This is a genomic window from Pelomonas margarita, assembly GCF_043555875.1.
Lineage (GTDB): Bacteria > Pseudomonadota > Gammaproteobacteria > Burkholderiales > Burkholderiaceae_C > Pelomonas > Pelomonas margarita.
In genome coordinates, this window is the sequence record NZ_JBIGHW010000001.1 from 620,039 (window position 1) to 634,648 (window position 14,610).

The window sequence follows — 14,610 nt, forward strand, 5'->3', positions numbered from 1 at the left end:
TTTTAGGCCGTCGGCGACGGCCGGATGGCCGCAACGCGCTGGACGTAGCGCGGGTTGACGCCGGCTTCGAACAGGTCTTCGTAAGCCACGATGTGCCAGTCATGGCAGACGCGCAGCAGTTCGCCCCGCTGCAGCAGGAAATCCGGGCGCGACGGCCGGCCGATGGTCTGCTGGCCGTCGGCAAAGGTTTCCCAGACGAGGCAGCCGCCCGGCTTCACGGCGGACTTGATCTTGTCGAACAGCGGCCGCCACAGGTAGTTGCAAACGACGACCAGATCGAACTGGTGGCCGTCGACGGGCCAGGGGCCCTTCTCGATGTCGGCGTCGACGATCTTTGCAAGGCTTTGCAGTGGCGCTGTGGCGGCTGTGTCACGGTCGACGCCGGTGACCTGCCAGCCGGCCGCTGCCAGCCAGCGCAGGTTGCGTCCGGAGCCGCAGGCGACGTCCAGCGCGGTGCCGGGCGTGGACGGAGCGAAGCGCTGCAGCCAGGCGGACGGCGTCATCCGAAGCACGTCCAGATCTGCTCGCTGAGCTGGATCATGACCGCCGGGTGGCGGTAGGCGAGCACAGTCGCTGCCAGCGCAGCGGCGACCAAGGTGGGCGCGATCCAGCGGCGCGGCTTCATGCGGGTTGCGCGCCCCGTGGGATGGGCGCTTCGCGCACCGGTAGGTTCGCCAGCATGGCCATGACGCCCAGCGCGATGGCCAGCCACCAGACGACGTCGTAGCTGCCTGTGGCGTCGTAGAGCTTGCCGCCCAGCCAGACGCCCAGGAAGCTGCCGATCTGGTGGCTGAAAAACACGAAGCCGCCCAGCATGGACAGGTGCTGCGAGCCGAAGATCTGCGCGACGACGGCATTCGTCGGCGGCACCGTGGACAGCCACAGGAAGCCAATGACGGCAGCGAAGACGTAGACGCTCAGCGGCGTCAGCGGCACGGCGATGAAGATGGCGATGGCCACCGCCCGCAGGCCGTAAATGGCCGACAGCAGGTAGCGCTTGGGGAAGCGCTGGCCCAGCATGCCGGCGGTGTAGGTGCCAAAGATGTTGAACAGTCCGATCAGCATCAGCGCGCCGGTGGACACCTCGATGCCGAGGTCGTGATCCTTCAGGTAGCTGGGCAGGTGCACGCCGATGAAGACGACCTGGAAGCCGCAGACGAAATAGCCCAGCATCAGCAGTTGGAAGCTGCGGTAGCCGAAGGCCTCCTTCAGGGCCTGGCCGATGCTTTGGTGGCCGGCCGACGCGCCCACGGTCTGGCGTTCCCGGATGCCCAGCGCCAGCGGCGCGATCAGCAGCGCCGTGCCGGCCAGCAGGAACAGCGCCGTCTGCCAGCCGAGGTGGCTGATGAGCCAGGTCTCGATGGGGATCATGACGAACTGGCCGAACGAGCCGGCCGCCGCGGCGACGCCAAAGGCCCAGGATCGCTTCTCAGGCGAGACGGTGCGGCCCAGTACGCCGTAGATGACAGCGTAGGTGGAGCCCGACTGCGCCAGGCCGATCAGCACGCCGGCACCCAGCGTGAAGCCGAGCGGATCACTGGCCAGCGCCATGGCCAGCAGGCCCAGCGCGTAGGCGATGCCGCCGACGATGAGCACCTTCCAGGCGCCGAAGCGGTCGGCCAGCATGCCGGCGATGGGGCCGGCGACGCCCCAGGCGATGTTCTGGATGGCCAGCGCGAAGGAGAAGGTCTCGCGCGTCCAGCCCCGCTCGGTGATGATGGGCTGCAGCCAGAAGCCGAATCCATGGCGTATGCCCATGGAAAGTGTGACGATCAGCGCGCCGCACAGCAGCACCTGGTGGACGGACAGGCCAGGGGCGGCGGGGCGGGCGGCATTCATCTGCCGCACTGTACTCAGCGCCGCTTGGCCTTGCTGGTCGCCTTGGATTGTGTCTTGGCCACCGCCTTCTTGCCGCCCGTCTTGGCCTTGCTGGCTTTTTTCTTGGCGGCGCCCTTCCTCGGCGCGTCGGCGGTCGACGCGCTGGCCTGCGAGCTGGACGCGGCCACGTCAGCCAGGCGCGTCAGCAGCCGGCCCTGCTTGACGCGCAGCATCGGCATGTCGACCTGGGTCAGGTCGGCGATGGGGTCGCCGCCCAGCACCAGGAAGCTGGCCTCGCAGCCGGGCTCGAAGCAGCCCAGCTTGCGGCCGGGGAAGAGGGCGCGCGGCGTGTCCTGCGTGGCCAGGCGCAGCAGCGTGGCACGGTCCATGCCCAGCGCGTCCAGCGCATGCAGCTCGGCGCGGGCGGTGCCGATGAAGACGTCCGACCCCACCAGCAACTGCACGCCGGCTGCCTGCAGCTTCGCGAGGTTGGCGCGCTGTACGTCGCGCAACGCGGCCAGCGGGGCGCCGTCGAGCTTGAAGAGGGCCGTGGCGGCAGTCGTCGTGATGACGGCGGTGCGCTGGTGCGCGGCGCGGGCAGCCGCCGCGTCGCTGATGGCGAACTGCTCGGGCGCCTCGTCCAGCATGTTGGCGTAGCCGGGCAAGTGGGCGATGGCGTCCACGCCGGCTGCCAGCGCGGCGTCGAAGTCGGCCGCCGTTTCCACGTGAGCGACGACGCGGCGGCCGTCGGCGTGAGCCAGCTGGGTCAGTGCGGCGGCGGTGTCGGGCGTCAGGCCCAGGCGGCCGAAGTGTTCGGTCCGCTGGCGCAGCTCGGGGCGCTCGCTGTGGGCCAGCACGAGGCGCAGCCACTGGCCGCCGCGGGCCTTGATGGCCGGCCACTGCTGGCGGGCCTGTTCGGGGCTGTCGACGAGGACGATCTGCTGCTGAGCCGCCGCGGCCTCGCTCGTGGGTTCGGGCAGCACGGCAGCGAGCGGGTAGCCGTCGCTGGACGTGATGCAGGCGGTGACGAAGCTGACCTCCGGCGCTGCCGGGTCGGCGGTGAGTGGCTTCACTTCGGCTACCCCGGCCGGGTCGCCGCACAGCATGGCGGCGTAGAACACGCCTTGGTCGATGTAGGTGTCGGCGAACTGGCCCCAGCCCCAGGCCGTCTGCAGGTTGTGGTTGTGCGCCTCGGCCAGCGGGTGGATCAGCACCTGGCCGCGCATGTCCATCTTGCGGTTGACCTTGGGCGGCTTCTTCGCGGTGAACACGCCGTTCTCGACGTAGAGGTTGCCCTTCTGGATCTTGTGGCCGTCGAACCAGCGGGCGTTCTTCAGCTCCCAGGACAGCGGCGCGCTGGCCTGGTAGGGCTGCTGGGGAGCGGGGGATGTCTGAGCCTGTGAAAAAATACAGGTCGACAACAATAGCGAAGCGATCAGCAGTCTCAAGCGGCAGGACTCGGTGGAGTTCAGTCTTCAGGGAGCCGCGAATCCTAGCCCGAGCCACTTCATAGAATCCCGCCCCTATGTCCAGCCGTCCCCCGTCCACTTCCGCCAACGCCGCTGCCGCCTACGGCGAATCCTCCATCCGTGTTCTGAAAGGCCTGGAACCCGTCAAGCAGCGGCCGGGCATGTACACCCGCACTGACAACCCGCTGCATTGCATCCAGGAAGTCATCGACAACGCCGCCGACGAGGCGCTGGCCGGCCACGGCAAGCGCATCGACCTGACGCTGCATACCGACGGCTCTGTGTCGGTCGCCGACGACGGCCGCGGCATTCCGTTCGGCCTGCACCCGGAAGAAGGCGTGCCGGTCATCGAGATCGTCTACACGCGGCTGCATGCCGGCGGCAAGTTCGACAAGGGCTCGGGCGGCGCCTACAGCTTCTCGGGCGGCCTGCACGGCGTGGGCGTGTCCGTGACGAATGCGCTGGCCAAGCGGCTGGAAGTGGCCGTGTGGCGCGACAAGCAGGTGGCCGGCATCGCGTTCGAGCATGGCGATGTCGTGCAGCCGGTGGCCGCGCGCCCGGCCGTCAGCGGCGACCGCAAGCAGGGCACGACGGTGCGTGTCTGGCCCGACCCCAAGTATTTCGAGAGCGCCGAGCTGCCCAGGCACGAGCTGGTTCACCTGCTGCGGTCGAAGGCCGTGCTGATGCCGGGCGTCATCGTCACGCTGAAGATCGAGAAGACGGGCGAGGTCACGACTTGGCAGTACAAGGCCGGTCTGCGCGACTACCTGGCGCAGGCGATGAACAGCGACCCACTGATCCCGCTGTTCGAGGGCGAGGGCTTTGCCGGCGCCGGCGAGAGCGAGAACTTCGCCGAAGGCGAGGGCGCTTCCTGGTGTGTGGCGTTCACGGAAGACGGCGCGCCGCTGCGCGAGAGCTATGTGAACCTGATCCCGACGGTGGCCGGCGGCACGCACGAGTCCGGCCTGAAGGACGGCCTGTTCGGCGCCGTCAAGGGCTTCATCGAGATGCACTCGCTGCTGCCCAAGGGCGTGAAGCTGATGCCGGACGACGTGTTCTCGCGCGCCAGCTTCGTGCTGAGCGCCAAGGTGCTGGACCCGCAGTTCCAGGGCCAGACCAAGGAACGGCTGAACTCGCGCGACGCGCTGCGGCTGGTGTCGGCCTATGTGAAGCCGGCGCTGGAGCTGTGGCTGAACCAGCATGTCGAGCACGGCAAGAAGCTGGCCGAGCTGGTCATCAAGCAGGCGCAGACGCGCCAGCGCGCCGGCCAGAAGGTCGAGAAGCGCAAGGGCTCGGGCGTCGCCGTGCTGCCCGGCAAGCTGACCGACTGCGAAAGCCGAGACCTGTCGTTGAACGAGGTCTTCCTGGTGGAAGGCGACTCCGCCGGCGGTAGCGCCAAGATGGGCCGCGACAAGGAGACCCAGGCCATCCTGCCGCTGCGCGGCAAGGTGCTGAACGCGTGGGAGGTCGAGCGCGACCTGTTGTTCAAGAACAACGAAATCCATGACATCTCGGTCGCGCTGGGCGTGGACCCGCATGGCCCCAACGATTCACCCGACCTGAGCGGCCTGCGCTACGGCAAGGTCTGCATCCTCTCGGACGCCGACGTTGACGGCTCGCACATCCAGGTGCTGCTGCTCACCCTCTTCTTCCGCCACTTCCCCAAGCTCGTCGAGGCCGGCCACGTGTTCGTCGCCCGGCCGCCGCTGTACCGCGTGGACGCGCCGGCCCGCGGCAAGAAGCCCGCGGCCAAGCTCTACGCGCTGGACGACGGCGAGCTGACCGCCACGCTGGACAAGCTGCGCAAGGAAGGCGCACGAGAGGGCTCGTGGAGCATCAGCCGCTTCAAGGGCCTGGGCGAGATGAATGCCGAGCAGCTATGGGACACGACGCTGAACCCCGAGACCCGCCGCCTGTCGCGCGTGGCCTACGGCCAGTTCGACTTTGCCGCCACGGTGGACGCCTTCAACAAGCTGATGGGCAAGGGCGAGGCCGCGTCACGGCGCGAGTTGATGGAGTTGCATGGCGACGCCGTCGAGATCGACATCTGATCGCCAGCGGATCGACGCGACATGAGCCTGCGCCTGCGTCCCACCATGCTGTCGGACCTCGACTGGGTGGCCTCGGTCGAGCGCGACGGCGCGAACCTGCCGTTCATCACGCCCTGGGAGCGCACGCAGCACGAGGGCGCCATCCGCTTCCCCGACTCGCGCCACTTCATCGTCGAAGGATGGAGCCCCTCGCCGGCAGGTGTGCCGGCGATCCCCCACGGGGATGCGGCCGCCCTTGGGAGCGGCCCGGCGGGCGGCCGCGGCGACGCGCTTCAGCGCATTGGTTTCGTCATCCTGCAGGGCTGCCGCAACCCGAACGGCTCGGTGGAGCTCAAGCGCCTGGTGCTGCAGCCCAAGGGCCGTGGCTTGGGGCGAGTGGCCGTGCGCCAGCTCAAGGCCATGGCGTTCACGCAGCTGCATGCGCACCGCTTCTGGCTGGACGTGAAAGCCCTCAACGCCCGAGCGCTGACGCTCTACCAGAGCGAAGGCTTCGTCGAGGAGGGCCGGCTGCGCGAGAGCGTACGCGTGACCATCGACGGCGCTGATGGCTACGACTCGCTGATCGTCATGTCGCTGCTGGATCGCGAGTACCAGGCCCGCGTGGCGCTGGGGCTGGAGGCTGCATGAGGCGCTGGCTGGTCTCGCTGCTGCTCGCCCTTGCGCTGCCGGCGCATGCGGAGCTGTGGGGCTTCGTCGACGGCAGCGGTGTGGCGCACTTTGCGTCGCGCCAACTGGACGCGCGCTACAAACCCGTGCTGGGCAGCGTGGGCATGCAGCGCGTGCCCGGCAAGACCGACGCGGGCCTGGCGCTGCTGAACTGGCTGGACATTGCGCCCGAGGTCAAGGCCGTGCAGCCGTGGGTGCGTGAAGCCGCCGAGAAACACGGCGTGGACGCAGACCTGCTGAAGGCCGTCATCGCGGTCGAATCCGGCTACCAGCGCAATGCCGTGTCGCCTCGCGGTGCGACCGGCCTCATGCAGATCACCCCCGAGACGGCCAGCCGCTACGCGACTCCGGCCGACGCCGCGCGCCTCATTGAGCCGCGCATCAACATCCACACCGGCGCCCGCATGCTGGCTGACCTGCTGCGCCGTTTCGGCCGCATCGACGCCGCGCTGGCCGCCTGGAATGCCGGTGAGGGCGCCGTGCGTCGCGCCGGCAACCGTGTGCCCGACATCGAAGAAACCCAGGCCCACGTGCACCTCGTCCTCGAGCTGTACTGGGCCTTGCTGCAGCAGAGCCAGCCGGCCCGAGCGCAGCGTGTGACCTTGCATCCATGAGCTCCGAACAGACCACCATCGACTTCAACGGCCCCAACGACGGCGCCCCCCCTGGCAACGGCAACGGCGAGGACGATCCCAGCGCGCTGACGCTGGCCGCCTACGCGCAGCAGGCCTATCTCGAGTACGCGCTCAGCGTGGTCAAGGGGCGCGCGCTGCCGTCCTATGCCGACGGCCAAAAGCCCGTGCAGCGCCGCATCCTGTATTCCATGCACCGCCTGGGGTTGGGCTGGAGCGGCGCGTCCGGTGCCAAGCCGGTCAAGGGCGCCAAGGTCGTCGGTGACGTGCTGGGCAGCTTCCACCCGCATGGCGATCAGTCGGTCTACGACGCGCTGGTGCGCATGGCGCAGGACTTCTCGCTGCGCTACCCGCTCATCGATGGCCATGGCAACTTCGGCAGCCGTGATGGCGATGGCGCCGCCGCGATGCGTTACACGGAAGCGCGGCTCGCCCCGATCGCCCGTCTCGTGCTGGATGAGATCGACGAAGGCACGGTGGATTTCCGCCCCAACTACGACGGCACGACGCAGGAGCCCGTCGAGCTGCCGGCGCGCCTGCCGTTTGCGCTGCTGAACGGCGCCAGCGGCATCGCCGTGGGCCTGGCGACCGAGATCCCCAGCCACAACCTGCGCGAGGTGGCCGCCGCAGCCGTCGCGCTGCTGCGGGACGAGCACCTGACCGACGACGCGCTGTTCGAGCTGATCCCCGGCCCGGACTTTCCTGGCGGCGGCCAGCTCATCAGCGCACCGGAGGAAATTCGCGCGGCTTACACGTCCGGCCGTGGCAGCCTCAAGGTGCGGGCGCGCTGGAAGATCGAGGATCTGGCTCGCGGCCAGTGGCAGCTGGTCGTCACCGAGCTGCCGCACGGGACCAGCGCGCAGAAGGTGCTGGAAGAGATCGAAGAGCTGTCCAACCCCAAGGTCAAGGCCGGCAAAAAGACGCTGACGCCCGAGCAGCTACAGCTCAAGGCCAGCCTGCTGGCCGTGCTGGACGGCGTGCGCGACGAGTCCAGCAAGGACGCGGCTGTGCGCATCGTCTTCGAGCCCAAGAGCCGCACCGTCGAGCAGCAGGACCTCATCAATGCGCTGCTCGCCCACACCAGCCTGGAGAGCAGTGCGCCGGTCAACCTCACCATGATTGGCGCCGACGGCCGGCCCACGCAGAAGAGCGTGCGCCAGATCCTGACCGAGTGGGTGGGCTTTCGCCAGACGACGTTGCGCCGCCGCACCGAGCACCGCCTGGCCAAGGTCAACGAGCGCATCCATGTGCTTGAAGGTCGGCAACTGGTGCTGCTGAACATCGACGAGGTGATCCGCATCATCCGCGAGTCGGACGAGCCCAAGGCGGCGCTGATCGCCCGCTTCAACCTCAGCTCCGCCCAAGCCGAGGACATCCTCGAAATCCGCCTGCGCCAGCTGGCCCGGCTGGAAGCGATCAAGATCGAGCAGGAACTGTCCAAGCTGCGCGACGAGCAGGCCAAGCTGCAGGACATCCTCGGCAGCACCAGCGCGCTGCGCCGCACGGTCATCAAGGAGATCGAGGCCGACGCCAAGCAGTATGGCGATGACCGCCGCACGCTGATCCAGGCCGAGAAGCGTGTCGTCGCCGAGGTGAAGATCGTCGACGAGCCCGTCACCGTCATCGTCAGCCAGAAGGGCTGGGTGCGGGCGCTAAAGGGCCACGAGGTCGACGTGGCGGCCCAGACCTTCAAGGCCGGTGACGGCCTGTGGGGCGCGTTCCGCTGCCGCAGCGTCGATCCGCTGATCGTCGTGGGCAGCAACGGGCGCGTCTATTCGGTGGCCGTGTCGGTGCTGCCCGGCGGCCGTGGCGACGGCCAGCCCATCACGACCATGATCGAGCTGGAGACTGGCAGCCAGATCGCGCACTACGTCGCCGGTGCGCCGACGCAGCGTCTGGTCTTTGCCGGTTCGACCGGCTACGGCCTGATCGCCCAGCTTGGCGACCTCGTCGGCCGCCAGAAGGCAGGCAAGACCTTCCTGGCGCTGGATGACGGCGAGGCCCCGCTGCTGGCCACTGTGCCGAGCGACGCTGTCGCGCTGCAGCTGGGCGTGCTGAGCGCGCAGGGGCGGTTGCTCACCTTCCCGCTGGACGAGCTGAAGCACCAGCCCAAGGGCGGCAAGGGCCTGATGCTGATGGACCTGGAAGACAAGGACACGGTGCTGTCGCTGGCCTGCTTCACACAGCAATTGCGCGTGGAAGGCAGCGGACGCGGCGGCAAACCCCGCGAAGAGGTGCTGAAGAACCAGTCGCTGGCGGGCTACGCCGGCAAGCGGGGGCGCAAGGGCAAGATGGTGGAAGGCCTGCTGAAGGTGCTCCGTTTGGCTGTTGCGTGAGCGCGACCCCGACCTGGTGATGTGAATGCACCAACTTGGCGAAACTGTGTCAGACCAGTGCCGAAGTGACCAAGGGTTCCTGCTATTTACAATCTGGCACTCATTTGCGGGGTGCTCCCCCTAGGGCTTGGGGCTGTGCACAAGTTCTCAAATTTTGGTTGCGGTGCACAATGACTTCATGGCGGTTGCATCCCTTGACCGCTTGATCAAGGAGTTGAATATGAAATTGAAGTTGCTCGCCGCTGCGTCGCTGGTGGCCCTGAGCGCGACGGCTGCGCAAGCCGTGACGCTTGTCGACACCTTTGGTGGTGCGCATGATTCGTTCGAGACTGTGACCGAAGCTGGCATCGCAGCCCCGTTTTTCGAAACCTACGCTTTCACGCTGGGCAGCACGTCCAACGTGCAAGTGACATTTGCATCCTTCAACGTGCTCGGTGCCGTGGGTCTGTACAAGGCTGGCGGCACCCCGGTGGACAGCTTCGCTGTGGGCGGCACGCAATTCAGCGGGTCCGACTCCTGGACGCTGGCTGCCGGCAGCTACTTTTATGGTGTTTCCGGCACGGGTACGGCCGTTGGCTCCTACACGCTGACCTCCACGGTGGCCGCTGTGCCGGAACCCGAAACCTATGCCCTGCTGGCTGCTGGTCTGGGCATCGTCGGCTTCGTGGCTTCGCGCCGTCGTCGCAACGACTGACGCCCGTGCGGGGCGCTGCGCGTCCCGCGACAGAATGTCTCCCTGAACGCCTCGGCGCTGCAAGCGCCGAGGCGTTTTTCATGGTGCTTCAGTCGGCTACGCCGGGAAAGCGGCGATGGGCCAAGACCATGCTCTGGCTCGTGCGCACGACGCGCCCCGCCCTGAAGTGCACGTTGAAGCGCAGGCCGTAGCCGCCCTGATCAGGTTCGACGTTCCAGTCCCAGACGTCTTCGCCGCTCAGCTGGAAATACACGCGGCTGCGCTCAGTGCCGAGGATGCGACTGACTTGCTCGTGCGTCATGCCCGGCTGGATGCGGGCACGACTGGCCGCCGACAGGCCGTCGTCAATGCGAACCAGCCGACCGTCAGCGTCCAGTCGCACCATGACGCAGCGCCGGCCCACGGGCTGGCTGGAAAACTCCAGCGTGCGGCCGCCGTCTGCTTCGGGCCAGATTCGCCGGGGCTGGCCGTAGGCCGCGACGACGTCCTCGCTGCGGCTCAGGCTTGGTTGCAGGCGCGGCGCGGTGATGCAGCCGGCCAGCAGCAGGCTGCAGAGGATGAGGGCAACTGCCCGCATGCGCGGCTCAGCGCCGTGCCAGCGCCCTGGCGCAGTCGCTGACCAGCGCCGGGCCCTTGTAGATCAAGCCGGTGTAGAGCTGCACGAGGTCGGCGCCGGCGGCGATCTTGGCGCGGGCATCCTCGCCACTGAGCACGCCGCCCACGCCGATGATGGGGTAGCCGGCCGGCAGTGCGGCGCGCAGCAGCCGGATGACGCGGTTGCTGGCCTCGAAGACCGGCGCGCCGGACAGGCCGCCCGTCTCGTTTGCGTGCGCCAGACCCTGCACTTTGTCGCGGGCGATGGTGGTGTTGGTTGCGACGACACCATCGATGCCGTTGGCCTTCAGCGTCTGTGCGATGACGGCGACCTGGTCTTCCTCCAGGTCGGGCGCGATCTTGACGAACATCGGCACCTTGCGGCCGCTCTGGCTTTCCAGTTGCAGCTTGCGCTGCTGCAGCGTGGACAGCAGCGCGTCCAGCGCCTCGTCGCTTTGCAGCGCACGCAGGTTCTTGGTGTTGGGGCTGGAGATGTTGACGGTGATGTAGTCCGCGTGCGGGAACACGCCTTCCAGGCCGATCAGGTAGTCATCGGCCGCGTTCTCGATGGGCGTGGCGGCGTTCTTGCCGATGTTCAGGCCCAGGATGCCGCCGGCCTTGCGGAAGCTGTGGGCGCGCTTCACGTTGGCGATGAAGCTGGCCAGTCCCTCGTTGTTGAAGCCCAGGCGGTTGATGAGCGCGTTGGCCTGCGGCAGGCGGAACATGCGCGGCTTGTCGTTGCCGGGCTGGCCCTTGGGCGTCACGGTGCCTACCTCGATGAAGCCGAAGCCCATCGCGCCCAGGCCGTCGATGCAGCGGCCGTTCTTGTCCAGGCCGGCGGCCAGGCCGATGCGGTTGGGGAAGCGAAGCCCGGCGATGGTCACCGGGTCGCTGATGCGCTCGCCGCACCATAGCGCCTGCGCGGGCGTGTTTTGCAGCCGGGCAATGCTGTTGAGGGTCAGTTCGTGCGCGTGTTCGGCGTCGAGGCCGAACAGGAAGGGGCGGGCGAGGGCGTAGGGAATCAGCGGCATAGCCCGTGATTGTCGCCAAGACCGGCGGCATGCGCGCGTGGCGGCGGCCGAGCGGTGACAATGGCGGGCTCTATTGGGAGCCCGGCCATGACGACTCTGGACAACGCGCAGCACGATCGCCGTGCCTTCGAAGACGAAGGCGGCGCCCGCGACAAGACGCGCGACACCACCCGCACCGACGACACCCGCATCGGCGCCGTGCGCGCGCTGATCAGCCCGGCGCTGCTGCTTGAAGAGCTGCCCATCCCCGACGAGACGCTGGAGCTGGTCGCGCGGGCGCGCCAGGAGATCAGCGACGTGCTGCATGGCCGTGATGACCGCCTGCTGGTCATCGTCGGGCCGTGCTCCATCCATGACCACGACCAGGCGATGGACTACGCCCGGCTGCTGAAGGTGGCCCGGGATGAGCTCAAGCGGGACCTGCTCATCGTCATGCGCGTCTACTTCGAGAAGCCGCGCACGACGGTGGGCTGGAAGGGCTACATCAACGACCCGCGCCTGGACGGCAGCTTCCACATGAACGAGGGCCTGCGCCTGGCGCGCCAACTGCTGCTGGACGTCGCGGCGTTGGGCCTGCCGGCCGGTACCGAGTTTCTCGATCTGCTGTCGCCGCAGTACATCTCCGACCTCATCGCCTGGGGGGCCATCGGCGCGCGCACGACCGAGAGCCAGAGCCACCGCCAGCTCGCGTCGGGCCTCTCCTGCCCGGTCGGTTTCAAGAATGGCACGGACGGCGGCATCAAGGTCGCTAGCGATGCCGTGCTGGCCGCCAGCAGCGCGCATGCCTTCATGGGCATGACCAAGATGGGCACCGCAGCCATCTTCGAGACGCGCGGCAACTCGGACTGCCACGTCATCCTGCGTGGCGGCAAGGCGCCCAACTATGACGCACCGTCGGTGAACGCGGCCTGCGAGGCACTGAAGGCCTCGGGCCTGCGCGAGCAGGTGATGATCGACTTCTCGCATGCCAACTCCAGCAAGAAGTACGAGCGCCAGGTAGACGTGGGTCGCGACGTGGCCGGCCAGATCGCTGGCGGCGACGCTCGCATCACGGGCGTCATGATCGAAAGTCATCTGCAGCCGGGCCGTCAGGACCTGGCCGACGGCCAGACGCGGGCCGACCTCAAGCCTGGCGTGTCCATCACGGACGCCTGTCTGGGCTGGGCGCAGACCGAGCCGCTGCTGCGCGAACTCGCCGTCGCGGTGCAAAAGCGCCGCGGCTGACGCCGCCCGGCCGCCACTGGCGCTGCAGGGCGCTCACCCGTCGCAAGCTGCTGGCTGGCGGCGAGCGTCGTTTTCATCATCCGGCCATCCCTTGTTCTGGAGACCGTGATGAAACATGCCCTGGCTGCTGCCTGCCTTGTCGTGGCGCCTCTGCGCTGTCTGGCGGCCGATGTGACGCTGGAGGTGGATGGACTGGACGCCGAGCGCTTGCAGGGCAGCACGCTGATGGTGGCCGTGTTTACCGACGCCTCGGGCTGGTTGCGCCAGCCGCAGGCCGGCCACCGCTTCGAGCTCACGCCCTCGTTGGCGGCCGGAGGACGATTCCGCGTGATGCTGAAGAACCTGCCTGCCGGGCCCCTCGCCCTCAGCCTGTTCCAGGACGCCAACGGCAACGGGCGGCTGGACATGAGCGTGCTCGGCATCCCGACGGAGCGCTACGGCTTCTCCAACAACGCCAGTGGCCGCTTCGGGCCGCCCCGCTTCGAGCAGGCACTGCTGACGCCCGGGGACGGCCAGGTGCTCAAGGTCAGCATGAATTGAGCGCGCCTGTCGGCCCGCGCCATCCGGCCTGACCCTGTCCCCTGAACATGGGCCTTTGATGGTCCGTCAGGGCTGGCCGCATTGACAGCCGTCAGACCCACACCTATGGTCGCCGTCGCCATTGAAAGCGCTTTCAGAAAGCGTTTTCAGATGAGCTGACGGGTGACCGGCAAGCAGTTCGTCGTCGCCACGTCGGGGCTTTTCCCACGCAGAAAACTGGAGACGAGACATGCTGAATCTGAAGGCCCATGCGGCCATCGCCACCCTGTTCCTGGCCGGTGCGGCCGGTGCGGCCACCACCAACGGCATCGCCAACGGAGGCTTCGAGGTTGTCAACGGCAACCAGCCGGTCGGCTGGGTCGGTGCGGACTCGTCCGCACCCGTGCTGTCCAACGACGCCCACTCGGGCGCTCACGCCATGCTGCTCAGCGTGCCGGGCGGCTTCGGCGGCTCCGGCTTGCTGCAGGACTCCATCGCGCACGGCGGTCTGGCCGCGCTGACGGTCGCCAACGTCGGCGACACGCCGGTGCTGAGCTTCTGGGCCAAGGGTGATGTCAGCCCCACCGGCAACGCCAAGTTCGGGCTCAGCTATCTCGGCGACAACGGCGTGCTGTACGACAGCGGGCTGCAGTATTTCCACAGTGACCTGAGCGGCACGACCTGGAAGCAGATCAGCTTCCAGGCTGCCGCCATCCCCACCGGTGCCAAGGCGGTCTATCTGCTGCTCAACACGGCCGTCGGGCCGCTGCAGGATGGCCGCGTCAACGCGGTCTACATCGACGACGTGCAGCTCACGCTGACCACCGCCCCGGTGCCCGAGCCCGAGACCTACGCGCTGCTCATCGCCGGCCTGGGTGTCGTCGCCGCCGTCGCCCGCCGTCGTCGCGCCTGACGCCAAGGAGAACCCTCATGCAACTCAACGCACTTTCCAAGATCGCCGCTGCCGCATTGCTGCTGGGCGGCCTGGCCGCCCAGACCGTCGCGCAGACCGTCGTGCTCAACACCTTCGACGCAGACACCAGCTACCTGACCGGCTGGCCCAACCCACTGCGCTTCGGCGAAGACGTCGCCGTCGCGTTCGAACTCGACAGCGCCGCGTCCATCCAGTCCATCCTGACCTCCATCGTGCGCGTTGGCGACAGTGGCGGCGTCACGCTGGGCGTCATCGCCCGCGACGGCGCATTGCCAGGCAGCCTGAACTGGTTGCATAGCACCCACGTCGAGCCCACATCTGTGGATGCTTTCGTGCACAACACGCTGGTGTCGCCCACCGGCTGGGCCCTGAATGCCGGCAGCTACTGGCTGGTCGCCGTTGCGGATGCCGGTTTCGACGGCCAGTGGCAGAGCGCCACAGATGCCGGGCCGGCGCCGTATGCCGTGAGCACCTCGACCGGCGTGTGGAAGACGGTGGACAGCGAGTTCACCGGCATGCCCGGCGCTCGCATCACCGTCACCAGCGCTGTGCCCGAGCCCTCCACCTACGGCCTGATGCTGGCCGGTGGCCTGCTCGTCGCCGCGGCCGCGCGCCGCAACGCCCGTCGCCAACAAGGATGAA

General features: G+C 68.1%; 15 protein-coding genes. 9 read left to right on the plus strand and 6 right to left on the minus strand.

Translation table 11 applies throughout. The annotated features are described in order from the left end of the window. Positions 1–2: 2 nt before the first annotated feature. Genes ACG0Z3_RS02725 through ACG0Z3_RS02740 form a run of 4 tightly spaced genes read right to left on the minus strand, consistent with a single transcriptional unit; the run spans position 3 to position 3,266 of the window. A complete protein-coding gene (locus ACG0Z3_RS02725) occupies positions 3–503 on the minus strand; it encodes a class I SAM-dependent methyltransferase (protein ID WP_394395054.1) in 501 nt (166 codons plus the stop codon). Further along, positions 500–625 carry a hypothetical protein gene (locus ACG0Z3_RS02730; protein WP_394395056.1) on the minus strand — a complete coding sequence of 42 codons (126 nt, stop codon included), beginning with the start codon at positions 623–625 and terminating at the stop codon, positions 500–502. The genes ACG0Z3_RS02725 and ACG0Z3_RS02730 overlap by 4 nt, the downstream gene beginning before the upstream one ends. Beyond that, entirely contained in the window at positions 622–1,839 is a 1,218-nt protein-coding gene (locus tag ACG0Z3_RS02735) for an MFS transporter (protein ID WP_394395057.1), read from the minus strand. The genes ACG0Z3_RS02730 and ACG0Z3_RS02735 overlap by 4 nt, the downstream gene beginning before the upstream one ends. A 14-nt stretch (positions 1,840–1,853) precedes the next feature. Continuing rightward, on the minus strand, positions 1,854–3,266 hold the full coding sequence (locus ACG0Z3_RS02740) for an amidohydrolase family protein (RefSeq protein WP_394395059.1): 1,413 nt from the start codon (positions 3,264–3,266) through the stop codon (positions 1,854–1,856). 77 nt (positions 3,267–3,343) lie between these two features. On the opposite strand from ACG0Z3_RS02740, the gene ACG0Z3_RS02745 reads away from it, so the two are divergent. From ACG0Z3_RS02745 to ACG0Z3_RS02765, 5 genes are all read left to right on the plus strand, one after another. Beyond that, positions 3,344–5,338 (plus strand): DNA topoisomerase IV subunit B, encoded by a 1,995-nt coding sequence (locus ACG0Z3_RS02745; protein ID WP_394395061.1) that lies wholly within the window; start codon positions 3,344–3,346, stop codon positions 5,336–5,338. A gap of 21 nt (positions 5,339–5,359) precedes the next feature. Further along, the gene (locus tag ACG0Z3_RS02750) at positions 5,360–5,965 is read left to right on the plus strand and encodes a GNAT family N-acetyltransferase (RefSeq protein WP_394395062.1); all 606 of its coding nucleotides are present in this window, start codon (positions 5,360–5,362) and stop codon (positions 5,963–5,965) included. After that, a complete protein-coding gene (locus ACG0Z3_RS02755; protein WP_394395063.1) occupies positions 5,962–6,618 on the plus strand; it encodes a lytic transglycosylase domain-containing protein in 657 nt (218 codons plus the stop codon). Before ACG0Z3_RS02750 ends, ACG0Z3_RS02755 begins: the two co-directional genes overlap by 4 nt. Beyond that, complete coding sequence (gene parC / locus ACG0Z3_RS02760; protein WP_394395065.1) at positions 6,615–8,972, plus strand: DNA topoisomerase IV subunit A; 2,358 nt, start codon at positions 6,615–6,617, stop codon at positions 8,970–8,972. Before ACG0Z3_RS02755 ends, parC begins: the two co-directional genes overlap by 4 nt. A gap of 220 nt (positions 8,973–9,192) precedes the next feature. Further along, positions 9,193–9,666 carry an FxDxF family PEP-CTERM protein gene (locus ACG0Z3_RS02765; RefSeq protein ID WP_394395066.1) on the plus strand — a complete coding sequence of 158 codons (474 nt, stop codon included), beginning with the start codon at positions 9,193–9,195 and terminating at the stop codon, positions 9,664–9,666. An 88-nt stretch (positions 9,667–9,754) separates the two neighbouring features. Here the strand turns inward: ACG0Z3_RS02765 and ACG0Z3_RS02770 are convergent, their stop codons facing one another. Together ACG0Z3_RS02770 and ACG0Z3_RS02775 are read right to left on the minus strand one after the other, a co-directional pair. Further along, the gene (locus ACG0Z3_RS02770) at positions 9,755–10,243 is read right to left on the minus strand and encodes an outer membrane protein assembly factor BamE (protein ID WP_394395067.1); all 489 of its coding nucleotides are present in this window, start codon (positions 10,241–10,243) and stop codon (positions 9,755–9,757) included. Positions 10,244–10,250: 7 nt separating this feature from the next. After that, positions 10,251–11,291, minus strand: a complete 1,041-nt coding sequence (locus ACG0Z3_RS02775) for a quinone-dependent dihydroorotate dehydrogenase (RefSeq protein WP_394395069.1) — start codon at positions 11,289–11,291, stop codon at positions 10,251–10,253. Between the two features lie 87 nt (positions 11,292–11,378). Here ACG0Z3_RS02775 and ACG0Z3_RS02780 point away from each other — a divergent pair, with 87 nt between their 5' ends. The 4 genes from ACG0Z3_RS02780 (at position 11,379) to ACG0Z3_RS02795 (ending at position 14,609) form a co-directional block, all read left to right on the plus strand. After that, on the plus strand, positions 11,379–12,515 hold the full coding sequence (locus tag ACG0Z3_RS02780; protein WP_394395071.1) for a 3-deoxy-7-phosphoheptulonate synthase: 1,137 nt from the start codon (positions 11,379–11,381) through the stop codon (positions 12,513–12,515). A gap of 108 nt (positions 12,516–12,623) precedes the next feature. Beyond that, positions 12,624–13,055 (plus strand): DUF2141 domain-containing protein, encoded by a 432-nt coding sequence (locus ACG0Z3_RS02785; RefSeq protein ID WP_394395072.1) that lies wholly within the window; start codon positions 12,624–12,626, stop codon positions 13,053–13,055. A gap of 229 nt (positions 13,056–13,284) precedes the next feature. Further along, positions 13,285–13,947 (plus strand): PEP-CTERM sorting domain-containing protein, encoded by a 663-nt coding sequence (locus ACG0Z3_RS02790; RefSeq protein ID WP_394395075.1) that lies wholly within the window; start codon positions 13,285–13,287, stop codon positions 13,945–13,947. Positions 13,948–13,964: 17 nt separating this feature from the next. Then, positions 13,965–14,609, plus strand: a complete 645-nt coding sequence (locus ACG0Z3_RS02795; protein WP_394395076.1) for a PEP-CTERM sorting domain-containing protein — start codon at positions 13,965–13,967, stop codon at positions 14,607–14,609. The last annotated feature ends 1 nt before the right edge of the window (position 14,610 follow it).

Excerpts from the sequence above, each read along its gene's own strand:
- ACG0Z3_RS02765 (WP_394395066.1), top strand. The coding sequence starts at position 9,193 with ATGAAATTGAAGTTGCTCGCCGCTGCGTCGCTGGTGGCCCTGAGCGCG.
- ACG0Z3_RS02785 (WP_394395072.1), top strand. The coding sequence starts at position 12,624 with ATGAAACATGCCCTGGCTGCTGCCTGCCTTGTCGTGGCGCCTCTGCGC.
- ACG0Z3_RS02790 (WP_394395075.1), top strand. The coding sequence starts at position 13,285 with ATGCTGAATCTGAAGGCCCATGCGGCCATCGCCACCCTGTTCCTGGCC.
- ACG0Z3_RS02755 (WP_394395063.1), top strand. The coding sequence starts at position 5,962 with ATGAGGCGCTGGCTGGTCTCGCTGCTGCTCGCCCTTGCGCTGCCGGCG.
- ACG0Z3_RS02730 (WP_394395056.1), bottom strand. The coding sequence starts at position 625 with ATGAAGCCGCGCCGCTGGATCGCGCCCACCTTGGTCGCCGCTGCGCTG.
- ACG0Z3_RS02775 (WP_394395069.1), bottom strand. The coding sequence starts at position 11,291 with ATGCCGCTGATTCCCTACGCCCTCGCCCGCCCCTTCCTGTTCGGCCTC.
- ACG0Z3_RS02750 (WP_394395062.1), top strand. The coding sequence starts at position 5,360 with ATGAGCCTGCGCCTGCGTCCCACCATGCTGTCGGACCTCGACTGGGTG.
- ACG0Z3_RS02725 (WP_394395054.1), bottom strand. The coding sequence starts at position 503 with ATGACGCCGTCCGCCTGGCTGCAGCGCTTCGCTCCGTCCACGCCCGGC.
- ACG0Z3_RS02770 (WP_394395067.1), bottom strand. The coding sequence starts at position 10,243 with ATGCGGGCAGTTGCCCTCATCCTCTGCAGCCTGCTGCTGGCCGGCTGC.
- ACG0Z3_RS02735 (WP_394395057.1), bottom strand. The coding sequence starts at position 1,839 with ATGAATGCCGCCCGCCCCGCCGCCCCTGGCCTGTCCGTCCACCAGGTG.
- ACG0Z3_RS02795 (WP_394395076.1), top strand. The coding sequence starts at position 13,965 with ATGCAACTCAACGCACTTTCCAAGATCGCCGCTGCCGCATTGCTGCTG.
- ACG0Z3_RS02780 (WP_394395071.1), top strand. The coding sequence starts at position 11,379 with ATGACGACTCTGGACAACGCGCAGCACGATCGCCGTGCCTTCGAAGAC.
- ACG0Z3_RS02745 (WP_394395061.1), top strand. The coding sequence starts at position 3,344 with ATGTCCAGCCGTCCCCCGTCCACTTCCGCCAACGCCGCTGCCGCCTAC.
- parC (WP_394395065.1), top strand. The coding sequence starts at position 6,615 with ATGAGCTCCGAACAGACCACCATCGACTTCAACGGCCCCAACGACGGC.